At 74.1% G+C, this 20,969-nt stretch carries 20 protein-coding genes; 12 read left to right on the top strand and 8 right to left on the bottom strand.

All coding sequences use genetic code 11. The features are described from left to right. The first annotated feature begins 132 nt into the window (after nucleotides 1–132). The 5 genes from ACWCRA_RS16130 to ACWCRA_RS16110 all read left to right on the top strand — a co-directional run bounded on the left by ACWCRA_RS16130 (nucleotide 133) and on the right by ACWCRA_RS16110 (nucleotide 5,880). Nucleotides 133–2,007 (top strand): sensor histidine kinase, encoded by a 1,875-nt coding sequence (locus ACWCRA_RS16130; protein WP_451067876.1) that lies wholly within the window; start codon nucleotides 133–135, stop codon nucleotides 2,005–2,007. 175 nt (nucleotides 2,008–2,182) lie between these two features. Continuing rightward, nucleotides 2,183–2,848 carry a response regulator transcription factor gene (locus ACWCRA_RS16125; RefSeq protein ID WP_351550434.1) on the top strand — a complete coding sequence of 222 codons (666 nt, stop codon included), beginning with the start codon at nucleotides 2,183–2,185 and terminating at the stop codon, nucleotides 2,846–2,848. 217 nt (nucleotides 2,849–3,065) lie between these two features. Further along, nucleotides 3,066–4,556, top strand: a complete 1,491-nt coding sequence (locus ACWCRA_RS16120) for a DUF2252 domain-containing protein (protein ID WP_451067875.1) — start codon at nucleotides 3,066–3,068, stop codon at nucleotides 4,554–4,556. A gap of 34 nt (nucleotides 4,557–4,590) precedes the next feature. Beyond that, nucleotides 4,591–5,424 carry a hypothetical protein gene (locus ACWCRA_RS16115; protein ID WP_451067874.1) on the top strand — a complete coding sequence of 278 codons (834 nt, stop codon included), beginning with the start codon at nucleotides 4,591–4,593 and terminating at the stop codon, nucleotides 5,422–5,424. A gap of 111 nt (nucleotides 5,425–5,535) precedes the next feature. Continuing rightward, the gene (locus ACWCRA_RS16110) at nucleotides 5,536–5,880 is read left to right on the top strand and encodes a rhodanese-like domain-containing protein (protein WP_351550428.1); all 345 of its coding nucleotides are present in this window, start codon (nucleotides 5,536–5,538) and stop codon (nucleotides 5,878–5,880) included. Between the two features lie 89 nt (nucleotides 5,881–5,969). Here the strand turns inward: ACWCRA_RS16110 and ACWCRA_RS16105 are convergent, their stop codons facing one another. The 6 genes from ACWCRA_RS16105 to paaA all read right to left on the bottom strand — a co-directional run bounded on the left by ACWCRA_RS16105 (nucleotide 5,970) and on the right by paaA (nucleotide 10,952). Beyond that, nucleotides 5,970–7,136, bottom strand: a complete 1,167-nt coding sequence (locus ACWCRA_RS16105) for an acyl-CoA dehydrogenase family protein (protein ID WP_451067873.1) — start codon at nucleotides 7,134–7,136, stop codon at nucleotides 5,970–5,972. Nucleotides 7,137–7,388: 252 nt separating this feature from the next. Further along, complete coding sequence (locus tag ACWCRA_RS16100) at nucleotides 7,389–8,444, bottom strand: 2Fe-2S iron-sulfur cluster-binding protein (RefSeq protein WP_351550422.1); 1,056 nt, start codon at nucleotides 8,442–8,444, stop codon at nucleotides 7,389–7,391. After that, nucleotides 8,445–8,954 (bottom strand): 1,2-phenylacetyl-CoA epoxidase subunit PaaD, encoded by a 510-nt coding sequence (gene paaD, locus ACWCRA_RS16095; protein ID WP_451067872.1) that lies wholly within the window; start codon nucleotides 8,952–8,954, stop codon nucleotides 8,445–8,447. It lies immediately after the preceding gene. Beyond that, a complete protein-coding gene (gene paaC / locus ACWCRA_RS16090; RefSeq protein ID WP_451067871.1) occupies nucleotides 8,951–9,679 on the bottom strand; it encodes a 1,2-phenylacetyl-CoA epoxidase subunit PaaC in 729 nt (242 codons plus the stop codon). Before paaC ends, paaD begins: the two co-directional genes overlap by 4 nt. Continuing rightward, the gene (gene paaB / locus ACWCRA_RS16085) at nucleotides 9,676–9,966 is read right to left on the bottom strand and encodes a 1,2-phenylacetyl-CoA epoxidase subunit PaaB (RefSeq protein ID WP_351550414.1); all 291 of its coding nucleotides are present in this window, start codon (nucleotides 9,964–9,966) and stop codon (nucleotides 9,676–9,678) included. Before paaB ends, paaC begins: the two co-directional genes overlap by 4 nt. Beyond that, on the bottom strand, nucleotides 9,963–10,952 hold the full coding sequence (gene paaA / locus ACWCRA_RS16080; protein ID WP_351550412.1) for a 1,2-phenylacetyl-CoA epoxidase subunit PaaA: 990 nt from the start codon (nucleotides 10,950–10,952) through the stop codon (nucleotides 9,963–9,965). The genes paaB and paaA overlap by 4 nt, the downstream gene beginning before the upstream one ends. A gap of 113 nt (nucleotides 10,953–11,065) precedes the next feature. Between paaA and ACWCRA_RS16075 the strand changes: the two genes are divergently transcribed. Genes ACWCRA_RS16075 through ACWCRA_RS16065 form a run of 3 tightly spaced genes read left to right on the top strand, consistent with a single transcriptional unit; the run spans nucleotide 11,066 to nucleotide 13,944 of the window. Next, nucleotides 11,066–11,989, top strand: coding sequence for a DUF5819 family protein (locus ACWCRA_RS16075; RefSeq protein ID WP_451067870.1), 924 nt, complete (start codon nucleotides 11,066–11,068; stop codon nucleotides 11,987–11,989). Then, the gene (locus tag ACWCRA_RS16070) at nucleotides 11,986–13,167 is read left to right on the top strand and encodes an HTTM domain-containing protein (protein ID WP_451067869.1); all 1,182 of its coding nucleotides are present in this window, start codon (nucleotides 11,986–11,988) and stop codon (nucleotides 13,165–13,167) included. The genes ACWCRA_RS16075 and ACWCRA_RS16070 overlap by 4 nt, the downstream gene beginning before the upstream one ends. A gap of 9 nt (nucleotides 13,168–13,176) precedes the next feature. Beyond that, nucleotides 13,177–13,944 (top strand): TrmH family RNA methyltransferase, encoded by a 768-nt coding sequence (locus ACWCRA_RS16065; protein WP_451067868.1) that lies wholly within the window; start codon nucleotides 13,177–13,179, stop codon nucleotides 13,942–13,944. A 19-nt stretch (nucleotides 13,945–13,963) separates the two neighbouring features. Here ACWCRA_RS16065 and paaN read toward each other — a convergent pair whose 3' ends face one another. After that, complete coding sequence (gene paaN / locus ACWCRA_RS16060; RefSeq protein WP_451067867.1) at nucleotides 13,964–15,640, bottom strand: phenylacetic acid degradation protein PaaN; 1,677 nt, start codon at nucleotides 15,638–15,640, stop codon at nucleotides 13,964–13,966. A 123-nt stretch (nucleotides 15,641–15,763) separates the two neighbouring features. Here paaN and ACWCRA_RS16055 point away from each other — a divergent pair, with 123 nt between their 5' ends. Both ACWCRA_RS16055 and ACWCRA_RS16050 read left to right on the top strand, forming a co-directional pair. Further along, nucleotides 15,764–17,362 carry a 3-hydroxyacyl-CoA dehydrogenase gene (locus ACWCRA_RS16055; protein ID WP_451067866.1) on the top strand — a complete coding sequence of 533 codons (1,599 nt, stop codon included), beginning with the start codon at nucleotides 15,764–15,766 and terminating at the stop codon, nucleotides 17,360–17,362. Continuing rightward, entirely contained in the window at nucleotides 17,359–17,991 is a 633-nt protein-coding gene (locus tag ACWCRA_RS16050) for a TetR/AcrR family transcriptional regulator (RefSeq protein ID WP_351550396.1), read from the top strand. Before ACWCRA_RS16055 ends, ACWCRA_RS16050 begins: the two co-directional genes overlap by 4 nt. Before the next feature lie 88 nt (nucleotides 17,992–18,079). On the opposite strand, the gene ACWCRA_RS16045 is transcribed toward ACWCRA_RS16050, so the two are convergent. Continuing rightward, a complete protein-coding gene (locus tag ACWCRA_RS16045) occupies nucleotides 18,080–18,613 on the bottom strand; it encodes an Lrp/AsnC family transcriptional regulator (RefSeq protein ID WP_451067888.1) in 534 nt (177 codons plus the stop codon). Between the two features lie 208 nt (nucleotides 18,614–18,821). Between ACWCRA_RS16045 and pdhA the strand changes: the two genes are divergently transcribed. Next, entirely contained in the window at nucleotides 18,822–19,946 is a 1,125-nt protein-coding gene (pdhA, locus tag ACWCRA_RS16040; RefSeq protein WP_351550390.1) for a pyruvate dehydrogenase (acetyl-transferring) E1 component subunit alpha, read from the top strand. Further along, nucleotides 19,946–20,968: an alpha-ketoacid dehydrogenase subunit beta gene (locus ACWCRA_RS16035; RefSeq protein WP_351550387.1), complete on the top strand. Its 1,023-nt coding sequence runs from the start codon at nucleotides 19,946–19,948 to the stop codon at nucleotides 20,966–20,968. Before pdhA ends, ACWCRA_RS16035 begins: the two co-directional genes overlap by 1 nt. The last annotated feature ends 1 nt before the right edge of the window (nucleotide 20,969 follow it).

Raw genomic sequence — 20,969 nt, 5'->3', positions numbered from 1 at the left:
GGTCAGTGCGCCGGTTCGTGGGCCGGCGCTCCCGTGCCGGGCCCGGGGGAGGCCGGGGCGCGACGTTCGTCGTGCCGGGGGAGGACGAAAGTGGGCGGATTCCCGGCCGGACCGCCATCTAGGGTGCCGGACGTGAACATCTCTTCGAGGGTCCTGGCCGGGGTGCGGGCGGGGTGGACCTGGCTGGGGGCGCCCGGACCGCCCCCGCCCGGCGCCGGCGGACACGGGACGCGGTCCGCGCGGCCGGGGGCTTCGGCGGTGCCGGGGCGCGGGGCGGGGGACGAACTGGTGCTCGCGCTCGTACTGGCGCTGCTGGCCGCCGGTACCGAGAAGCTGGCGGGGGCCGACGGAGCGCGTGTCCTGGGTGCCTGCGTCGGCGCCGCGGTGCTCTCGCCGCTGCGGCGCCGGCTCCCGCTGCCGGTGCTGGTCGTCACCGCCGCGCTCGCCGCGGAGGTCGTGGGCCTCTTCGGGCTCCAGCTGGTGGCCGGCTGGTCGGCCGGGCGCCGGATCGCCGGGATCCGGAGGGTCCTGGCCGCGTTCACCGGCGCGTATCTCGCCTTTCTGGGCGCCACCGCGCTCGCCGGGCCCGGGCCGCTGGTGGCGATGTTCCCGATCCTCACCCTCGCCTTTCTGGCCACCGCGGTGATACCGGGGCTGGCCGGCCGGCACTGGAACCAGCGGCAGACCCTGCTCCGGGCCGTGCAGGACCGCAACGCCCAGCTCCTCTTCGAGCGGGAGCTGGTCGCGGGCCAGGCGCGGCTGCTGGAGCGGCAGCGGATCGCCCAGGACATGCACGACAGCCTCGGCCACCAGCTGGCGCTGATCGCCGTGCACACCGGCGCCCTAGAGGTGGACCCCGAGCTGACCGGGCGGCAGCGGGAGGCGGTCGGGGTGCTCCGGAGCGCCTCGGTGACCGCGATGCACGAGCTGCGCGAGGTCGTCGGAATCCTGCGGGACGGGATCGAGGACGGCGGCGGGAGCGGAGCCGAGGGCCGGCGCGGTGTCCGGGCAGGGGGCGCCGGGAGCACGGGCGCGGATGCGGGCGCGGGGCCGCGCGCGGGCGGGCCGGTTCCGGGCGCGCCCGACGGGCCGGGGCGGGCGCGGCGCGGCACCGCCGGTGTCCAGGGCCTGGTGGAGGCCGCGCGGGCGGCGGGCACCTCGGTGGAGCTGCGCCGCGAGGGGGAGCCCCGCCCGCTCGCGGCGGCGGCCGACCACGCCGCGTACCGGATCGTGCAGGAGGCGCTGACCAATGCCTACAAGCACGCCCCCGGCGCCCCGATCGCGGTGGCGCTGCGCTACGAGCCCGATGCCCTCGTCGCCGAGATCGTCAGCGGCGCCGCGAGCGGGGCCCCCGCCGCCGTCAGCGGCGGGCAGGGGCTCACCGGGCTGCGGGAGCGGGCCCGGCTGGTCGGGGGGATGGTGCACACCGGGCCCGTTCCCGGCGGCGGCTTCCGGGTGGCCGGGGTGCTTCCGTACGGGACGGCGGAGACGGCGCCGGCGGTGGGGACGGTGCCGGCGGTGGGGACGGCGCCCCCGCTCCCCGGGCCCCCGGTGCGGCCGGACGGCCCCGGGAGCGGGGTGCCCGTCATGGACTGGAGTCCCCCGGGGCCGGCGGCGGGCGCGCCCGGTCCGGAGCGGCGCCGTGCCTTCAGCGCCCTCGGGACCGGCTGTGGGCTGGCGCTGGTGGCCGCGCTGGTGCTGGGCTCCGTCGTCGTCGCGTCGGTGTTCCACATGGACTCCCTGGAGGAGCACATGATCGAGCGGTCCGAGTACGAGCGGGCGGAGATCGGGGAGTCCGAGGACGAGGTGCGCGCACGACTGCCCGCCGGGGACCCGGACGCGGGGGAGCGCTGGGCCGGGCAGGGGCCCGGGGTGCCCGGGGGCGCCGAGTGTCTGACGCTCGGCTCCTGGGAGATGACGGACACCGCCGAGACGGAGCCGGTGTTCCGGTTCTGCTTCCGGGACGGTGAGCTGATCGAGAAGAAGGCGTACCACGTCAGGTCGTGACGCCCCGTGCCGACGAGGACGCTCCGGGCGGGCCGGCCCCGGGACGATGGACCGGACCCGGGGAACGGGCCGGGGGAGGCTCGGGGAGACTGGGCACCGCAGACGGGCGGACGGCAGGGCGGACCGAACGGTCCCGGCCGCCGCCGGACGGACGCGGGGAGTGCGAGGGGTGGAAATGACGGGGGCGCCGATCCGGGTGGTCATCGCCGACGACGAGCCGCTGATCAGGGCGGGTATCCGGCTGATCCTGACCTCGGACCGGGGAATCGAGGTGGTCGCCGAGGCGTCCAACGGGCGCGAGGCGATCGAGCAGGTACGGGCCCACAGCGCCGATGTGGTGCTGCTGGACATCCAGATGCCCGTGATGGACGGGCTCACGGCCCTGGGGGAGCTGCGCCGGGCGGCTCCCGGCACCCGGGTCGTCGTCCTCACCACCTTCGGGGAACGGGACAACGTTCTGCGGGCGCTGGAGTCCGGCGGCGCGGGCTTTCTGCTGAAGGACACCGCGCCCGCGGAGCTGATCGGGGCCGTACGGGCCGCCGCCGCCGGGGACGCCTATCTCTCCCCCGGCGCCACCCGGCACGTCGTCGACCGGCTGGCCTCGGGCCGCGCGGCCTCCCGGAGCGAGCGGGCCCGGGACCTGGTCTCCCGGCTGAGCGCCCGGGAGCGGGAGGTGCTCTCCCTGCTGGGCGAGGGGCTCTCCAACGCGGACGCGGGGAAGCGGCTGCACATGAGCGAGGCGACGGTGAAGACCTATGTCAGCCGGCTCCTGGCGAAGCTGGAGTGCGACAACCGGGTCCAGGCCGCGCTGCTGGCCCGGGACGCGGGTCTGGGCGACTGAGCGCGACGCCCGGCCCGGTGGGCCCCCTCCGGGCCGGCACGGGCGGGCACGGGTGGGCACGGGCGGGCACGGGCGGGCACGGGCGGGCACGGGCGGGCTGTTTCACGTGAAACAGCCCGCCCGGTTCCCCGGCCACCGGGGAGGACGGTTGTTCGAGGCGGCGGTACGGTCGGGGCAAGCGACAGCGACGGGTACGACGCGGGGGAGGCCACACAGCATGAGCGGTGCGGGGACGGAGCGGGACCGGACGGTGCGACAGGGGACGGAGCGCGGCACGGCCGGGCGCGGAGCCCCGGGCGGGGGCGACGGGCGTATTCCGGTGGTGCCCGGCTTCGCCCGGCGCCGGGGTGCCGATGCCGGTGTGTCCCCGAAGCACGAGGGCAGGGAGCTGAGGAGCCGGGTCCCCCGCTCCTCGCACGACTCCCTGGTGCTGGCGGTGAGCCGCCCGGGTGTGGTCGAGGCCGTCGAGGAGTCCAGCCGTGGCCGGGTGCCCGAGCTGACACCGATACGGGTGGGCCGGATGGCCGCGTCACCGTTCGCCTTTCTGCGCGGATCGGCCGGGCTGATGGCCCATGACCTGGTGGGCACCCCGGTCACAGGGGTGACCGCCCAGCTCTGCGGCGACGCCCACGCCGCCAACTTCGGCCTCTACGGAGATGTCCGGGGCCGGCTCGTCATAGACCTGAATGACTTCGACGAGACCGTCGTCGGCCCCTGGGAGTGGGACGTCAAGCGGCTCGCGACCTCGCTGGTGCTGGCGGGCCGGGCGTCGGGCGCGGACGAGAAGGTCTGCCGGGCGGCGGCCTTCGACGCCATGGGCGCCTACCGCCGCACCATGCGGCTGCTGGCCAAGCTGCCCGCCCTGGACGCCTGGAACGCCATCGCCGACGAGGAACTGGTCTCCCACACCGACGCCCGGGATCTGATCGGAACCCTGGAGCAGGTCTCGGCGAAGGCGCGCAACAACACCAGCGCCCGCTTCGCCGCCAAGGCGACGGAGCTGTTCTCCGACGGCGCGGGCGAGGGACGGCGCTTCGTGGACGCTCCCCCGGTGCTGCGCCGGGTGTCCGACGCGGAGGCCGCGGCCGTCGCCGGCTCCCTGGAGGAGTATCTGACGACGGTCTCCGAGGACCGGCTGCCGTTGCTGGCGCGCTATGAGATCCAGGACGTGGCGTTCCGGGTCGTGGGCACCGGGAGCGTCGGGACCCGGTCGTATGTGGTGCTGCTGCTGGACCACCGGGGAGACGCGCTGGTGCTCCAGGTCAAGGAGGCCCGGCCCTCGGCGCTGCTGCCGTATCTCGCCGCGGCAGGCTTCCCGGAGCAGGAGACGGGCCACGAGGGCCGCAGGGTGGTGTGCGGCCAGAAGAAGATGCAGGTGGTCAGCGACATTCTGCTCGGCTGGACCACGGTCGGCGGGCTGCCGTTCCAGGTGCGGCAGTTCCGCAACCGCAAGGGGAGCGTGGACCCGGCGGCGCTCACCCCGGACCAGCTGGACGACTACGGGCGGATGACCGGGGCCCTGCTGGCGCGGGCCCACGCGCACAGCGCCGACCCCCGGCTGATCTCCGGGTACTGCGGCAAGAGCGAGGAGCTGGACGCGGCCCTGGCCCGTTTCGCGGTGGTCTACGCGGACCGCACGGAAGCCGATCACGCCGAGCTGCTGAAGGCGATCAGGGCCGGCCGTATCCCCGCCGAGCCGGGGGTGTGACCGGGCGGGCCGCTCCGGCCCTTAGGCTGGGCGGGTGACCCAGGACGCGCCCGGCGGGACGGCAGGCCGGAACGACGAAGAGCAGGACGCGCAGCCGCGGCCGGAGGCCCGGCTGGAGCGGGCGGTCCGCGCGGCCGAGCAGGCGCTGATCGAGTTCGAGATCGCTCTGGAGACCTTCCGGGTGGAGGTCGAGAACTTCTCCCGGCTCCACCACCAGAAGCTCGGCCCGATGTACGCGCGGCTGGACGAGCTGGACGCGCGGATCGCCGAGGCGAAGGCCGCCCGCAGCGGCGACCCGGAGGATCTGCGCCTGGCCCGGGACGCCCGGGCCGCGGTGATGCCGATGCCCGGAGTCGATGAGCTGTTCCACGGCTGGATGGACTCCGAGGGGCTGCCCCCGGAGGCCGCGGCGATGCTGGACGGCCGCTCCGTGCGGACGCCCCAGCGGGTGCGGCCCAGCGAGGAGGCGCGCAAGCTCTACCGCGAGCTGGTCCGCCGGGCGCATCCGGATCTGGCCCAGGACGAGACCGAGCGGGCCCGCCGCGACGAGTTCCTGATCCGGGTGAACGCCGTCTACGCGCTCGGTGACGCCGACGCGCTGCGGGAGCTGGCCGAGGAGTGGGCGGCGGGCCCGGTGCCGCCCGAGCACCGGCTGAGCGAGAGCGAGGAGCTCTACGCCCGGCTGGAGTGGCTCTCCCAGCGCAAGGAGCTGCTGACCGTGGTGGCCCGGGAGCTGGAGGAGAGCGCGATCGGGGCGATGATGCGGCTGGCCCCCGACGACCCGGACCGGCTGCTGGAGGAGATCGCCGAGCAGCTCCTCGCCCAGGTCTCCGAGCGGGAGAGGGAACTCTCCGGGCTCGTGGAGTAGGTTTCGCAGGGCCGCCCGGACGACACACGGCCGGGCCGCGGGGCGTGGAACCGCCCCGCGGACACCTCCGGCCCGCGTGGTCCGGACACCAGACGAAGGAAGGCATGACCCATGAATTTCGCCCCGCTGCCCTCGGTGGAAGCCGCGGCGGTGCCGGCCGACGGCCTGGTGCTGGATGTCCGGGAGGACGACGAGTGGGCGGCCGGCCATGTCGAGGGCGCGCTGCATGTGCCGATGAGCGGCTTCGTCGCCCGGTTCGGTGAGGTCACCGAGGCGGTGGCGGACGGTCGCCGGGCCCATGTGATGTGCCGGGTGGGCGGGCGGTCCGCCCAGGTCACCCAGTACCTGGTCCAGCAGGGCATCGACGCCGTGAACATCGAGGGCGGCATGATCGCCTGGGACGCCGCCGGGCGTCCGATGGTCACCGACAACGGCACCCCGGCCTCCGTCGCCTGAGGCCGGGGCCCGTCTCGGTTCCGTTCCGTTCCGCCGCCGGCCCCGCCTCCGCTTCCGTGGCTGGCCCGCTCCGGCCGCCGTCGCCCGGCTCAGTCGAGCGGGTGGGCGGCCAGCAGGTCGCCGAGCGCCTCCTCATGGGCCGCGGCCGGGCCCAGGGAGAGCTCCAGCTGCTTCGCCCAGGCGTGGTAGCGGTGCAGCGCGTAGTCGGTGTCGGCGCCGAAGCCGCCGTGCAGATGCTGGGCGGTCTGCACCACCCGGCGCACCCCCTCCGAGGCCCAGATCTTCGCGACGGCGACATCGGCGGCCACCGGCAGCGGCCCGCCGAGCCCGGCGCTCCCCCGTGCCGGGCCCAGCCGCCAGGCGGCCTGCCAGAGGGTCGCCGCCATGGCCCGCAGATCGATATAGCGGTCGGCGGCCTGCACGGCGACGGCCTGGAAGGTCGCGATCGGGAAGCCGAACTGCTCCCGTTTGCCGGTGTACTCGGCGGTCATGGACAGCACGCGCTCGCCCAGCCCCAGCGCGAGGGCACAGGTCCCGGTGGTCAGCAGCAGCCGCAGCCACTCCCAGGCCCCCTCGGCGTCGATCAGCCCGGACGCGTCGATCCGCACGGAGTCGAGGCTCAGCTCGGCGAACCGCTCCCCGCTGGTGGAGATCTGCTCGGCGAGCACCGCGCCCGCGCTGTCCGGGGGGACGAGGGCCAGCACGGCCCGGCCCCCGTCGAGACGGGCGGGCACGGCGATCAGATCCGCCGACTGGGCCCAGGGCACCGCCGTCTGCACCCCGTCCAGCACCCACTGTCCGGTGCCGGTGCCGGTGCCGGTGTCCCGGCGGGCCGTCACGGCCAGTTCGGCCGGGTCGTGGCCGGTGCGCCCGCTGGCCCCGACCGTGAGGACCAGGTCGCCCCGTCCGACCGGGGGCAGCAGCCGGGCGCGGAGCGCGTCCCCGCCGTAGCGGTCGACGGCCAGGGCCACGGCGGCGGTCTCCAGCAGCGGCACCCGCGCCAGCACCTTCGCCGACTCGCGGAGCACCAGACAGAGCGCGAGGGGGTCCAGCCCCGCGCCGCCGTGCTCCTCGGCCAGCACCAGGCTCAGCAGATCGGCTCCGGCGAGCCTGCTCCACAGCGCCCGGTCGAAGTCCTCGGCCACCGCCCCCCGGGTGAGCGCGGGGCTGGGCACCGCATCGGGTGCCACCCCCGCGAAGACCGCCTCCGCCGCCTCGGTGGCGGCCCGCTGTTCCTCGGTGAAGGTGAAGTCCACGATTCAGTCCTCCCGCGCGCCCGCTGGTGCGCCACCGCCCGGAGCCGGAACCTCCCCGGGCTCCGCCGTGGCTGACGGTCCGTCAAGATAGAACAGGTTCCTGAAAATGAACACAGCGGGAGGGGACGGAGCGGGGAGAGAGCGCACGGGGGCCGAGCGCGAGGTGCGGGACGGGCCGCGCGGGGTGCGGGCCGCCGGTGCGGGGGCGGCGGGACAGGGGGCGGCGGGGCGGCGGGCTCAGTGGGCGGCGGCTCAGCGGTCGAAGTCCAGCTCCACCTCCGAGGTCACCGGATGGGACTGACAGGCCAGCACATACCCCGCCCCGGTCTCCTCCGGCTCCAGCGCGTAGTTGCGGTCCATCCGCACCTCTCCCGAGACCAGAAAGGCCCGGCAGGTGCCGCAGACTCCGCCCTTGCAGGCGTACGGAGCGCCGGAGCGGCTGCGGAGCACCGTCTCCAGCAGCGATTCGCCCTCCCGTACGGGCCAGGTGCCGGAGCGGCCGTCGAGGGTCGCGGTGAGCGCGGCGCCGGCGGGTGCCGCCACCCGGGCGGGGGCGGGCGCCGGGCCGTCGTCCACATGGAAGATCTCCTGGTGGACACGGCCGCGCTCCACACCGAGCCCGCGCAGCGCCCGGTCGGCGCCGGTCACAAGGCCGAACGGCCCGCACAGAAACCAGCCGTCGACCTCCGCCACCGGGAGCAGCCGGGGCAGCAGCCCGGTCAGCCGCTCCCGGTCCAGCCGCCCGGAGGGCAGCCCGGACTGCTGCTCCTCCCGGGAGAGCGCGGTGACCAGCTGGAACCGGTCGGGGAACCGGTCCTTGAGGTCCGCCACCTCGTCCAGGAACATCGTGGACGCCACGGTCCGGTCGCCGCGGATCAGACAGAACCGGGCCTCCGGCTCCCGCGCCAGCGCCGTCGCCGCCATCGAGAGCACCGGGGTGATCCCGCTGCCGCCGACGATCGCCACGAAGTGCCCGGGCCGGGGATCGAGCCGGAAGCGCCCCATCGGGGGCATCACCTCGACGGTGTCCCCGGCCGCCAGCTCCTTGAGGGCATAGGTGGAGAACTCGCCGCCGTCGACCAGCCGGATGCCGACCCGCAGCACGGGGTGCGCGCCGGGCCCGGCGGCCGGGGAGCAGATCGAGTAGGTCCGCCGGACCTCCCCGCCCGCTGTCGCCCGGCGCAGCGCCAGATGCTGGCCGGGGGTGTGGCGGAAGGTGTCGCGCAGCTCGGGCGGCACCGCGAAGGTGACGGCCACCGAGTCGTCCGTGAGCCGTTCGACCTCGCTGACCCGGAGCGGATGGAACATCTACAACTCCTTGAAGTGGTCGAAGGGTTCACGGCAGTCGGTGCAGCGGCGCAGTGCCTTGCAGGCGGTGGAGGAGAACCTGCTCAGCAGCTCGGTCCGGGTGGAGCCGCAGTGCGGGCAGCGCACGGAGAGGGTGAGCGGGACGGGCCCCCCGGCCGGCCGCGACCGCGGCGGGGCTATGCCGGACTCGGCGAGCTTGCGCCGCCCCTCCGCGCTGATGTCCTCCGTCGACCAGGGTGGGGAGAGCACGGTGACGACCGAGACCTCCGGGATGCCGTGGTCGTGGAGCACCCGCTCGATGTCGCTGCTCATGGTCTCGATCGCCGGGCAGCCCGTGTAGGTCGGGGTCAGCTCGACCTCGGCCCTGCCGGGGCCCAGCAGATGGACCGCGCGCAGCACTCCCAGCTCCTCCAGGGTCACCACCGGAAGCTCCGGGTCGGGCACGGCCCCGGCGAGATCGCGCAGCCGTGCCTCCAGCAGGGTGTCGCCCGTGGGGGCGCGGCCGGTCACCACGACGCCCCCGGGTGGCTGCGGTGCAGATGCTGCATCTCCGCGAGCATCCGGCCGAAGGGCTCGGTGTGCACGCCCTGGCGCCCCGCGCCCGCCTTCCAGCCGCCGGAGCGCGGGCCGGTCGGCACGGTCAGGGTCGCGCGCTCCAGCACCGTCGGCACCGACTCCAGCCAGGTCCGCTCCAGCGCCGGCCAGTCCACCTCCACCCCCTCGACGGGCTCGAACATCTCCCCGGTGTACCGCCACAGGGCGTCACAGGCCCGCTGCATCCGCTGATGGCTCTCGGGTGTGCCGTCGCCCAGGCGCAGGGTCCACTGCTCGGCGTGGTCCCGGTGGTAGACGACCTCCTTGACCGCCTTCGCGGCCAGGGGGGCGAAGGGGCCGCCCCCCGCCGCCAGCGCCTCGTACAGCGGGTGCTGGTGGGCGGAGAAGAAGAGCTGCCGGGCGATGGTGTGGGCGAAGTCGCCGTTGGGCTGCTCGACGAGCTGGAGATTGCGGAAGGCGCGCTCCTCGCGGAGGTAGGCCAGCTCGTCCTCGTCCCCCGCGAGGGAGAGCAGGACCCGCGCCTGGCCCAGCAGGTCCAGGGCGATATTGGCGAGCGCCAGCTCCTCCTCCAGCACGGGCGCGTGGCCCGCCCACTGGGCGAGGCGGTGCGAGAGCACCAGCGCGTCGTCGCCGAGGGCGAGGGCCGCGACGGGGGGCGTGGCGGGGGCCGCGGCGGTCACAGGTGCTTCACCCCGTCCGGGATCTCGTAGAAGGTCGGGTGGCGGTAGGGCTTGTCGGCGGCCGGTTCGAAGAAGGGGTCCTTCTCGTCCGGCGAGGAGGCGGTGATCGCCGTGGAGGGCACGACCCAGAGGGAGACGCCCTCGCCGCGCCGGGTGTAGAGGTCGCGGGCATTGCGCAGGGCCATCTCCGCGTCCGGCGCGTGGAGACTGCCGGCGTGGGTGTGGGAGAGCCCGCGGCGCGAGCGGACGAAGACCTCCCACAGCGGCCACTCGGTCGAGCCGCTCATGCCGTCGCCTCCGGGGATTCCGGCCGGGCCGCCGCGGGGTCCGGGGCCGTGTGCCTGGCGGCGTGGGCCGCCGCGGCGTCCCGCACCCAGGCGCCCTCCTCGTGGGCCCGGCGGCGCTGCGCGAGCCGCTGCTCATTGCACGGCCCATTGCCCTTGAGGACCTCCTGGAACTCCGTCCAGTCGATCGCGCCGAAGTCATGGCGGCCCCGCTCCTCGTTCCACCGCAGATCGGGGTCGGGGAGGGTCAGGCCCAGCGCCCGGGCCTGGGGGACGCAGATGTCCACGAAGCGCCGGCGCAGCTCGTCATTGGAGTGGCGCTTGATCTTCCATGCCATGGACTGGGCCGAATGGGCCGATGCGTCATCGGGCGGGCCGAACATCATCAGCGACGGCCACCACCAGCGGTCCACCGCGTCCTGGGCCATCGCGTGCTGGGCGGCGGTGCCCCGGGAGAGAGCGAGCAGCAGTTCGAAGCCCTGGCGCTGGTGGAAGGACTCCTCCTTGCAGATCCGGACCATCGCCCGGGCGTAGGGGCCGTAGGAGCAGCGGCAGAGCGGCACCTGGTTGGTGATCGCGGCGCCGTCCACCAGCCAGCCGATCGCTCCGACGTCCGCCCAGGTCAGCGTGGGGTAGTTGAAGATCGAGGAGTACCGCTGGCGGCCGGCGTGGAGCTTGTCGAGCAGCTCCTCCCGGCTGGTGCCCAGGGTTTCGGCGGCGCTGTACAGATACAGGCCGTGACCGGCCTCGTCCTGCACCTTGGCGATGAGGATGGCCTTGCGGCGCAGCGAAGGGGCCCGGGTGATCCAGTTGGCCTCCGGCTGCATGCCGATGATCTCCGAGTGGGCGTGCTGGGCCATCTGCCGGATCAGCGTCGCCCGGTAGGCGTCCGGCATCCAGTCGCGCGGCTCGATGCGCTCGTCGGCGGCGAGCGCGGCATCGAACACCGCCTCGTACCGCTCCGCCGTGTCCACGGTCACTGCCGTCATCCGGACCCCCTACCAACCGATCGTTCGGTTCATCGGCTTCAATGGTCGGTCGCCGCCCCTTAGGGTGTCAACCCTGTGGATAACCGGGTGGGAGCGTCAGGGATCGGGGCGGGATGGGTTCAGCCGAGAACGACGGCGCCGGGCGCGCCCGTGAGCGGGACCCCGGCCCGGGCCCGGCCGGCCCGGCCCGTACCGTGCCGCACCCCCCTGAGCAGCGGAGATCCCAGCGGAGCAGCGCCCCCGCCCCGCCCCCCGGCCCCTCCGTCCCGCCTCCTGACCCCCCGGCTTCCGCCGCCGCCGACCCTGCCCCCCCGGCTTCCGCCGCCGCCGACCCCGACCCGCCGGCTCCCGCCCCCGGTCCCCCCGCCGCCGGCATTCTGGCCCTCTCCCCGCCCTACCGGGTCGCCGCTGCCCTCTGCCTCGCCCTGGTCGCCGCGGTCGCCGGTGTCCATCTGGCGATGGTCTTCCTCCATGTGGCCCCCGCCAACACGGTGACCAAGCGGTACGGCGAGACGGTGAACGACTGGATCTACCCCGAGTTCGAGCAGAGCTGGAAGCTCTTCGCCCCCAATCCGCTCCAGCAGAATGTGTCCGTGCAGGTCAAGGCCGAGATCCGAAGGGCGGACGGGGGCCGGGAGACCACCGGCTGGATCAATCTCACCGCCGAGGACGCCCGCGAGGTGCGCGGCAACCCCCTGCCCAGCCATGTCCAGCAGAACCAGCTCCGCCGGGGCTGGGACATCCTCGTCAACTCGCACGACGCCCAGGGCCGCCCCCACGGGCTGCGCGGCCGGCTCTCGGAGGGCTATGTGCGCCGGATCGCGATGCACCGCCTGGACGCGCACGACCTCGGGGGAGCCGTGGAGCGCATCCGGCTCCGGTCCTCGACCCGCACGGTCAAGGCCCCGCCGTGGAGCGAGGAGAAGACCGACACCCGCCCCGTCCACCGGGTGCTGCCGTGGTGGACGGTGACCGGTGACGATCTGCCCCTGGGGGTCCGCAACGACCGGGGGCGGCCGGCCGGGGCGGCGCGATGACCCCCTCCCGGGGCGGCCGGGCCGTCGCCGCCCTCCAGCGGATCACCGCCACGGCCCTCGGCCCGTACCAGAGCGCCGTGGTCCGGATCGGCTTCGCCGGGGTCTGGCTCTGCTTCCTCCTGCGCGAGCTGCCCAACCGCCACGAGCTGTACGGGCCCGAGGGGCCCTGGAGCTGGGAGCTGGGGCGCGAGCTGATCTCCGACAACGACTCCTTCACCGTCCTCATGTGGACGGACGGGAGCCTCTGGTTCGAGATCGTCTACGCGGTCTCGGTGCTCTCCAGCGCCCTGCTGATGCTCGGCTGGCGGACCCGCGCCATGTCCGCGCTCTTCATGGTCGGGGTGCTCTCGCTCCAGAACCGCTCGATCTTCATGGGCGACGGCGGCGACAATGTCATCCATCTGATGGCGATCTATCTGGTCGTCACCCGCTGTGCCCAGGTCTGGTCGCTGGACGCCCGGTGTGCGCGGCGCCGGGCGGAGCGGGCGGCGGACGCGCCCCGGGCGGAGTCCGCCGGTCCGCCGCCCGACCGGACCGGACCGGTCCTGTGGTCCGTGCTCGGCTTCCTCCTCGCCACCGGCTCCTTCCTGAACCAGACCGGTCTGTCCGTCCTGCTGCTGCTGTGGGCGCTGTGGATCGCGCAGGGGCTGTGGTGGCTGGTCGACCGGTACGCGCCGGGGAGCCAGCCGCGCGTCCTGCTGGACACCGCCGCGAATCTGCTCCACAACGCCGGCCTGCTGGTGATCATGGCCGAGGTCTGTCTGATCTACGCCACGGCGGGCTGGTACAAGGTCCAGGGTTCGCGCTGGCAGGACGGCACCGCGCTCTACTACCCGCTCAAGCTGGACTACTTCACTCCCTGGCCGGCCCTCTCCGATCTGCTCGCCTCCGGCGGGGTGATGGTGATGGTGCTGACGTACGGCACCGTCATCGTGCAGGTCGCCTTCCCCTTCACCCTCTTCAACAGGCGGGTGAAGAACGTCCTCCTGGTGGTCATGATCGCGGAGCACGCCGCGATCGCCGTGGTGCTCGGCCTCCCCTTCTTCTCGCTGGCGATGATCGCCGCCGACTCCGTCTTCCTCCCGACTTCCTTCCTGGTCCGGCTCGGTGCGGCGGTCGCCCGGGGACGGGACCGGCTGCTCCCCGCCGGTGACCGGGCCCGCGCCCCCGCGCCGTAGCCTGAGGCGATGAGCGAGAACGACGCCGCCGAGGCGGTACGGCAGTGGCGTGCGGCGGCACCCGGCGCGGTGCTGCTCGACGGCTTCCATGCCCTGAAGCACGCACTCCGGTTCAACGCGGAGGTGTCCGGAGCGATCACCAGCGACACGGCGACACTGCTGGAGCTGGCCGGGGATCTCGCCCCCGATGTGACCGGGCGCATCGCGGAACTGGTCACCGAGGTGCCGCTGGAGACCCTGCGGGAGCTGGTGCCCCGGCTCCACCCCACACGTGTCGCCGCGCTGGCGGTCCGGCCCGGGCGCCGGGCGAACACCGAGACCCTGGCCGCGCTGCCCCGGCGGTCGCCGATCGTCGTCCTGGACAATCCGCGCAACCTCGGAAACGTCGGTGCGGTGGTCCGGCTCGCCGCCGGTTTCGGCGCCACCGGGGTGATCACCACCGGGGACATCGACCCCTGGCACCCCAACGCGGTGCGGGCGGGCGCGGGCCTGCACTACGCCACCGCCGTGGAGCGGCTGCCCTCCGACGGCCTTCCGCCCGGGCCGCTCCATGTCCTGGACCCGGAGGGGGACGACATCCGCTCGGTCCCCGTCCCGGACGGGGCCCTGCTCGTCTTCGGCTCCGAGCGCCACGGCGTCTCCCCGGAGCTGCGGGAGCGGGCCGACCGGCTGCTGTCGCTGCCCATGCGCCCCCAGGTCTCCAGCTACAACCTCGCCACCAGTGTGGCCATGGCGCTCTTCCACTGGGGCGGCCCGGCGGCGGCGCCGGGCCCCTGACCCCCGCCCCCGGCGGGCCTCACGCCTGGCGGCGGACCTCCACCACCCGGAAGCGGTTCGCGACGAACGCGGCATCGCACAGGGCGGCGTTGGCCGCCGGGTTGCCGCCGGAGCCGTGGAAGTCGGAGAACGCGGCCGTCTGATTCACGTACACCCCGCCCGTCAGATTCAGCGAGAGCTGGGCCGACTCGTCGAGACAGACCTCCTCGACCGCCCGCTCCGTCTCCGCCGACGTGGTGTAGGCGCCGACCGTCATCACGCCCTTGTCGCGGATCGTGCGCCGCAGCAGCGCGAGGGCGTCCGCCGTCGAGTCCACGGCGACCGCGAAGGAGACCGGGCCGAAGCACTCCTCCAGATACACCTTCTCGGCCTCCGGCTTGGCGCCGTCCAGCTTCACGATCACCGGGGTGCGGACCACCGCGTCCGGGAAGTCGGGGTGGGCGATCTTCCGTGAGGGGAGTGCCACCTCGCCGAGCTGCGCGGCTCCCTCCAGCCTGCTCCGCACCTCGGGGTTGACCAGCGCGCCCAGCAGCGCGTTGGCCCGGGCGTCGTCGCCGAGGAGGCCGCCGACCGAGGCGGCGAGATCGCCCACCAGCTCGTCGTACGACTTGTGGCCGGTGTCGGTGGCGATGCCCTCGCGGGGGATCAGCAGATTCTGCGGGGTGGTGCACATCTGGCCGCTGTACAGGGAGAGCGAGAAGGCCAGATTGGAGAGCATCCCCTTGTAGTCGTCGGTCGAGTCGATGACGACCGTGTTGACGCCGGCCTTCTCGGTGTGGACCTGGGCCTGGCGGGCGTGGGTCTCCAGCCAGTCGCCGAAGGCGGTGGAGCCGGTGTAGTCGATGATCTTGATCTCGGGGCGGACCGCCAGGGTCTTGGCGATGCCCTCACCGGGCCGCTCGACGGCCAGGGCGACCAGATCGGGGGCGAACCCGGCCTCCGCGAGCACCTCGCGCGCCACCCGCACGGTGAGCGCGAGCGGCAGCACCGCGCGCGGGTGCGGCTTGACCAGCACCGGATTGCCGGTGGCCAGCGAGGCGAAGAGGCCCGGATAGCCGTTCCACGTGGGGAAGGTGTTGCAGCCGATCACCAGCGCGATGCCCCGGCCCGCCGCGGTGAAGGTCTTCCGCAGCCGGAGCGGATCGCGCTTGCCCTGGGGCTTGGACCAGTCGGCCGCATCCGGGGTGCGGGTCTGCTCCGCGCAGGCGTACGCCACGGCTTCCAGGCCGCGGTCCTGGGCGTGCGGCCCGCCGGCCTGGAAGGCCATCATGAAGGCCTGTCCGCTGGTGTGCATCACCGCGTGGGCGAACTCGTGGGTGCGGGCGCTGATCCGGGCCAGGATCTCCAGACAGACGAGGGCGCGCCGCTCGGGCCCCGCCTCGCGCCAGGCCCCCATGCCCGCGCGCATCGCGGGGAGCAGCACCTCCGGGTCCGGGTGCGGGTACTCGATGTCCAGACCGATGCCGTACGGCGAGGTCTCGCCGCCCGTCCAGCCGTCGGTGCCCGGCTGATCGAGCTCGAAGCGGGTGGAGCGGAGCGCCTCGAAGGCCGCGAGGCCGTCGGCCGGGGCGCTCTCCCCGTACGCCTTCGGGTGCTCGGGGTGGGGGGACCAGTAGGCGCGGGTGCGGATCGCTTCGAGAGCCTGGTCGAGCGTCGGCCGGTGGCGCTCGGTCAGCACGGCCTCGGTGAGCTGCATGGCGGACCAACTCCTCGTCGAGCTGGGCAGGGACGGAGGGACAGAGTTAGAGTAACCGAACGATCGGTTGGGACAAGGGGGCCTGTCAGACCTGTGGAAAACTCATCCGGGAGGATCACTCCCATGAGCGCCGTCGAACAGAGCACCACCACCGGACGGGCCGCCGCCCCGGACCGGAGCGCCGCCGCGCACCGGGGCGGTGCCGTGGACCGGAGCCGTACCGTCGCCGTGGTCGGCACCGGCACCATGGGTCAGGGCATCGCCCAGGTCGCCCTGGTCGCGGGCCATCCCGTGCGGCTCTGCGACGCCGTCCCCGGGCGGGCGGCCCGCGCCGCCGAGGCGATAGGCGCCCGGCTGGAGCGGCTCGTCGCCAAGGGGCGCATGACCGCGGGGGAGCGCGATGCCGCCCGCGCCCGGCTGCGCCCCGCCGCCGCCCTCGCCGAACTCTCCGACGCGGCACTCGTCGTCGAGGCGGTCGTGGAGCGGCTCCCCGCCAAACAGGAGCTGCTGCGGGAGCTGGAGGGGATCGTCGCCGAGGACGCCCTGCTCGCCACCAACACCTCCTCCCTCTCCGTCACCGCCGTCGCGGGCGCCCTGCGGCACCCCGGCCGCCTCGTCGGCATGCACTTCTTCAACCCCGCGCCGCTGCTCCCGCTGGTCGAGATCGTCAGCGGCTCCGCCACCGACGAGAGCGCCGCCGAGAGCGCCCGGGCCACCGCGGAGGCCTGGGGCAAGACCCCGGTGCGCTGCGCCGACATGCCCGGTTTCATCGTCAATCGCATAGCCCGGCCCTTCTACGCGGAGGCCTTCGCGATCCACGAGGACCGGGCGGCCGACCCCGCGACCATCGACGCGGTGCTGCGCGAGTGCGGCGGCTTCCGGATGGGCCCCTTCGAACTGACCGATCTGATCGGCCAGGACGTCAACGAGGCCGTCACCCACTCCGTCTGGGAGGCCTTCTTCCGGAACGTGAAGTTCACCCCCTCCCTGGCCCAGCGGCGGCTGGTGGAGGCCGGTCTGCTGGGCGTCAAGTCGGGCCGGGGCTGGTACGACCACACCCCCGGCGCCGAACGCCCCGCGCCCCGCACGGCGGAGCCCGCCGACCCTCCCGCGTACGTCGTCGCCCAGGGCGGTCCCGGGCCCGCCGCCGGGCTGCTCGACCTGATCGACGAGTCCGGTGTGCCCCTCCGCAGGGAGCGCGGGGACGACGGCACCCGGCTGGTCCTGCCCGGCGGCGGACATCTGGTGGCGGCCGGCGGACGGAGGCCGGGCGAGTACCGGAACACCGTCTGCTTCGATCTGGCCCTCGACTACCGGACCGCGACCCGGATCGCGCTCGCCGCCTCCCCGGACACCCCCGAGCGCACGCTCCGGGAGGCCATCGGGCTCTTCCAGGCGCTCGGCAAGAAGGTCAGCGTCATCGGCGACGTGCCCGGCATGATCGTGGCGCGCACGGTCGTGATGCTGATCGACCTCGCCGCCGACGCCGTGGCCAAGGGCGTCGCCACGGAGGAGGACATCGACACCGCGATGCGGCTCGGCGTCAACTACCCCGTCGGGCCGCTGGAATGGAACCGCCGGCTCCCCCGGGGGTACGCGCGGGGTGTACTGGGAGAGCTGCACGAACGGATGCCCGGCGGACGGTACGCCCCGGGCCTGGCGCTCCTCCGGCGCTCATCCTCCGGCTCATCCGCCGACGACGCAGAAGGAGCGGACGCATGAGCACCGCCAAGAGGGACACCTACACCCCGGAGACCCTGCTCACCGTCGCCGTGCGCGTCTTCAACGAGCGCGGCTACGACGGCACGTCCATGGAGCACCTCTCCCAGGCGGCCGGGATCTCCAAGTCGTCGATCTACCACCATGTCGCCGGCAAGGAGGAGCTGCTGCGCCGCGCCGTGAGCCGGGCGCTGGACGCGCTCTTCGCGGTCCTGGAGGAGCCCGGCGCACAGCACGGGCGCGCCATCGAGCGGGTCGAGTACGTCACCCGGCGCACCGTGGAGGTGCTGATGACCGAGGTGCCCTATGTGACGCTGCTGCTGCGGGTGCGCGGGAACACCGCCACCGAGCGCTGGGCGCTGGAGCGCCGGCGGGAGTTCGACCAGCGGGTGGCCGATCTGCTCAAGGCCGCCGCCGCCGACGGCGACCTGCGGACCGATGTCGACATACGGCTGGCCACCCGGCTGCTCTTCGGCATGGTGAACTCGCTGGTCGAGTGGTACCGGCCGCACCCGGACGGCGGCCAGGAGAGCGACCCGCTCGCCGAGACGGTCGTACGCCTCGCCTTCGACGGGCTGCGCACGGCGCCGCAGGGCCTCCAGGGCGCCCCCCGGGGTGCCGGGGGCGCCTGAGGGCTCTCTCCGGGCCGAGGGGCTTCTCCGGGCCCGGCGGGGGCCGCTCCCCGGTCCCCCGGGCTCCCTGGGGCCCGGCGGCCCCGGATCACTGCGGTTCGCTCTCCGGCGGCCCGGCCGGGTCCGGGTGGAGGTCCGTCTCCTCGAAGATCAGCAGGGTGCGGGTCGACAGCACCTCCGGGATGCCCTGTATCCGGGTGAGGACCAGCTCGCGCAGGGTCCGGTTGTCCGGGGTGTGGACCAGCAGCAGCACATCGAAATCACCGCTGACCAGGGCGATGTGGGCGGCGCCCGGGAGCGCCTGCAACTGTTCGCGGACCGTGCGCCAGGAGTTCTGCACGATCTTGAGCGTGATGTAGGCGGACGCGCCCTGACCGGCGCGTTCATGGTTGACCCGGGCACCGAAACCACGGATGACGCCATCGTCGATGAGCCGGTTGATCCGGGCGTACGCGTTGGCCCGCGACACATGGACGCGGTCGGCGACGGAGCGCACGGAGGCCCGGCCCTCGGACTGGAGGATGCGCAGGATGTCGCGGTCTATGGCGTCGAGCGCGCGCGGCGGGGCGGTCCGGTCCGGCTCGGGCCGGTACCCCACGGCGTCCGCCCGGTCCGTTCCCATCTCGCCGAGGTGCCCGTTCTCGGCCATTTGTTCAGGACTCATATCCCCCCGCCTCCCTGCCATGGACAGCCTGTGCCCATCACAGGCTGTGGAGAACCGTTTGTCCACAGGCTGAAGCCGCCTGTAGCCAAAATGCGTCCACGACCGAACAATCGGTAGGTGAGGCGCGCCACATTCCGGCCGCTTCGTCGTCGCCCTCAATGAGGAGGTGCTCGCCGTGAAAGCCGTCGCCCACCGGCTCACGCCGCCCCCGGCGTGGCAGCCCCGCACCGACCCCGCCCCGCTGCTCCCCGACCCCGTGCCGTTCCGCGTGCTCGGCACGGAGGCGGCGGCGGCCGTCGAGCCGGAGCTGCTGCTGCGGCTCCACGCCCAGGTGGTGCGCGGTCGCCGGTTCAACACGCAGGCGACCGCCCTGACCAGACAGGGCCGGCTGGCGGTCTATCCGTCGAGCACCGGGCAGGAGGCCGCCGAGGTGGCCGCCGCGCTCGCCCTGGAGCCGCGGGACTGGCTCTTCCCCAGCTACCGCGACACCCTCGCGGCCGTCGCCCGGGGCATGGACCCGGTGCAGGTGCTGACCCTGCTGCGCGGCGACTGGCACACCGGATACGACCCCCGTGAGCACCGCACCGCGCCCCTCTCCACCCCCCTCGCCACCCAGTTGCCGCACGCCGTGGGCCTGGCCCACGCCGCCAGGCTCCAGGGGGACGACGTGGTGGCGCTCGCCATGGTCGGCGACGGCGGCACCAGCGAGGGCGATTTCCACGAAGCGCTGAATTTCGCCGCCGTGTGGCGCGCCCCGGTCGTCTTCCTCGTCCAGAACAACGGCTTCGCGATCTCCGTGCCGCTCGCCAAGCAGACCGCCGCCCCCTCCCTCGCCCACAAGGCCGTGGGGTACGGAATGCCCGGCCGCCTGGTCGACGGGAACGACGCGCCCGCCGTGCTCCAGGTGCTCTCCGAAGCCGTCGCCCGCGCCCGGCGCGGCGGAGGCCCGACCCTCGTCGAGGCCGTGACCTACCGCATCGAGGCGCACACGAACGCCGACGACGCCACCCGCTACCGCGACGAGCCCGAGGTGGAGATCTGGCGCGAGCACGACCCCGTCCGGCTTCTGGAGCGCGAGCTGACCGACCGGGGTCTGCTGGACGACGACCGCAGGCGCTCCGTCGCCGAAGCGGCCGAGTCGATGGCCGCCGACCTGCGCGAACGGATGAACGCGGACCCGGTGCTGGAGCCCATGGACCTCTTCGCCCATGTCTACGCGGAGCGGACCGGTGTCCTGCGGGAGCAGTCGGCGCGGCTGCGGGCCGAGCTGGAAGCGGAGGGGGAGGCCTGATGGGCGCGGCGACGACCCCGGCGCCCGCGGGGGCCAAGCCCGCCACGATGGCGCAGGCGCTCCGGCGCGCCCTGCGCGACGCCATGGCGGACGACCCGGCCGTCCATGTGCTCGGGGAGGACGTCGGCACCCTCGGCGGTGTCTTCCGGGTCACCGACGGGCTCGCCGAGGAGTTCGGCGACCACCGGTGCACGGACACCCCGCTGGCCGAGGCGGGCATCCTCGGCACCGCCGTCGGCATGGCGATGTACGGGCTGCGGCCCGTGGTGGAGATGCAGTTCGACGCCTTCGCCTACCCGTCGTTCGAGCAGCTCTTCAGCCATGTCGCCAAGATGCGCAACCGCACCCGGGGCAGGGTGTCGCTGCCGATCACCGTCCGGGTGCCGTACGGCGGCGGGATCGGCGGGGTCGAGCACCACAGCGACTCGTCCGAGGCGTACTACATGGCGACCCCGGGGCTCCGGGTCGTCACCCCGGCGACCGTGGAGGACGCGTACGGGCTGCTGCGGGCCGCCATCGCCGGGGACGACCCGGTGGTCTTCCTGGAGCCCAAGCGGCTGTACTGGTCGAAGGCGGCCTGGTCGCCCGATGACCCGGCCCCGGTCGAGCCGCTGGGCCGGGCGGTGATCCGCAGGCCCGGGCGCGGTGCCACGCTGATCACCTACGGCCCGTCCCTGCCGGTCTGTCTGGAGGCGGCCGAGGCCGCCGCGGCGGAGGGCTGGGATCTGGAGGTGGTCGATCTGCGCTCGCTCGTCCCCTTCGACGACGACACGGTCTGCGCGTCGGTCCGGCGCACCGGGCGGGCCATCGTCGTCCATGAGTCCACCGGCTTCGGCGGGCCCGGCGGGGAGATCGCCGCGCGGGTGACGGAGCGGTGCTTCCACCACCTGGAGGCGCCCGTGCTGAGGGTCGCCGGTTTCGACATTCCCTATCCGCCGCCCATGCTGGAGCGACACCATCTCCCGGGAGTGGACCGGGTGCTGGATGCGGTGGCGCGGTTGCAGTGGGAGGCGGAGAGCTGAA

Source organism: Streptomyces sp. NPDC001889, assembly GCF_053594535.1.
This window is presented reverse-complemented; position numbering and strand designations above follow the sequence as displayed.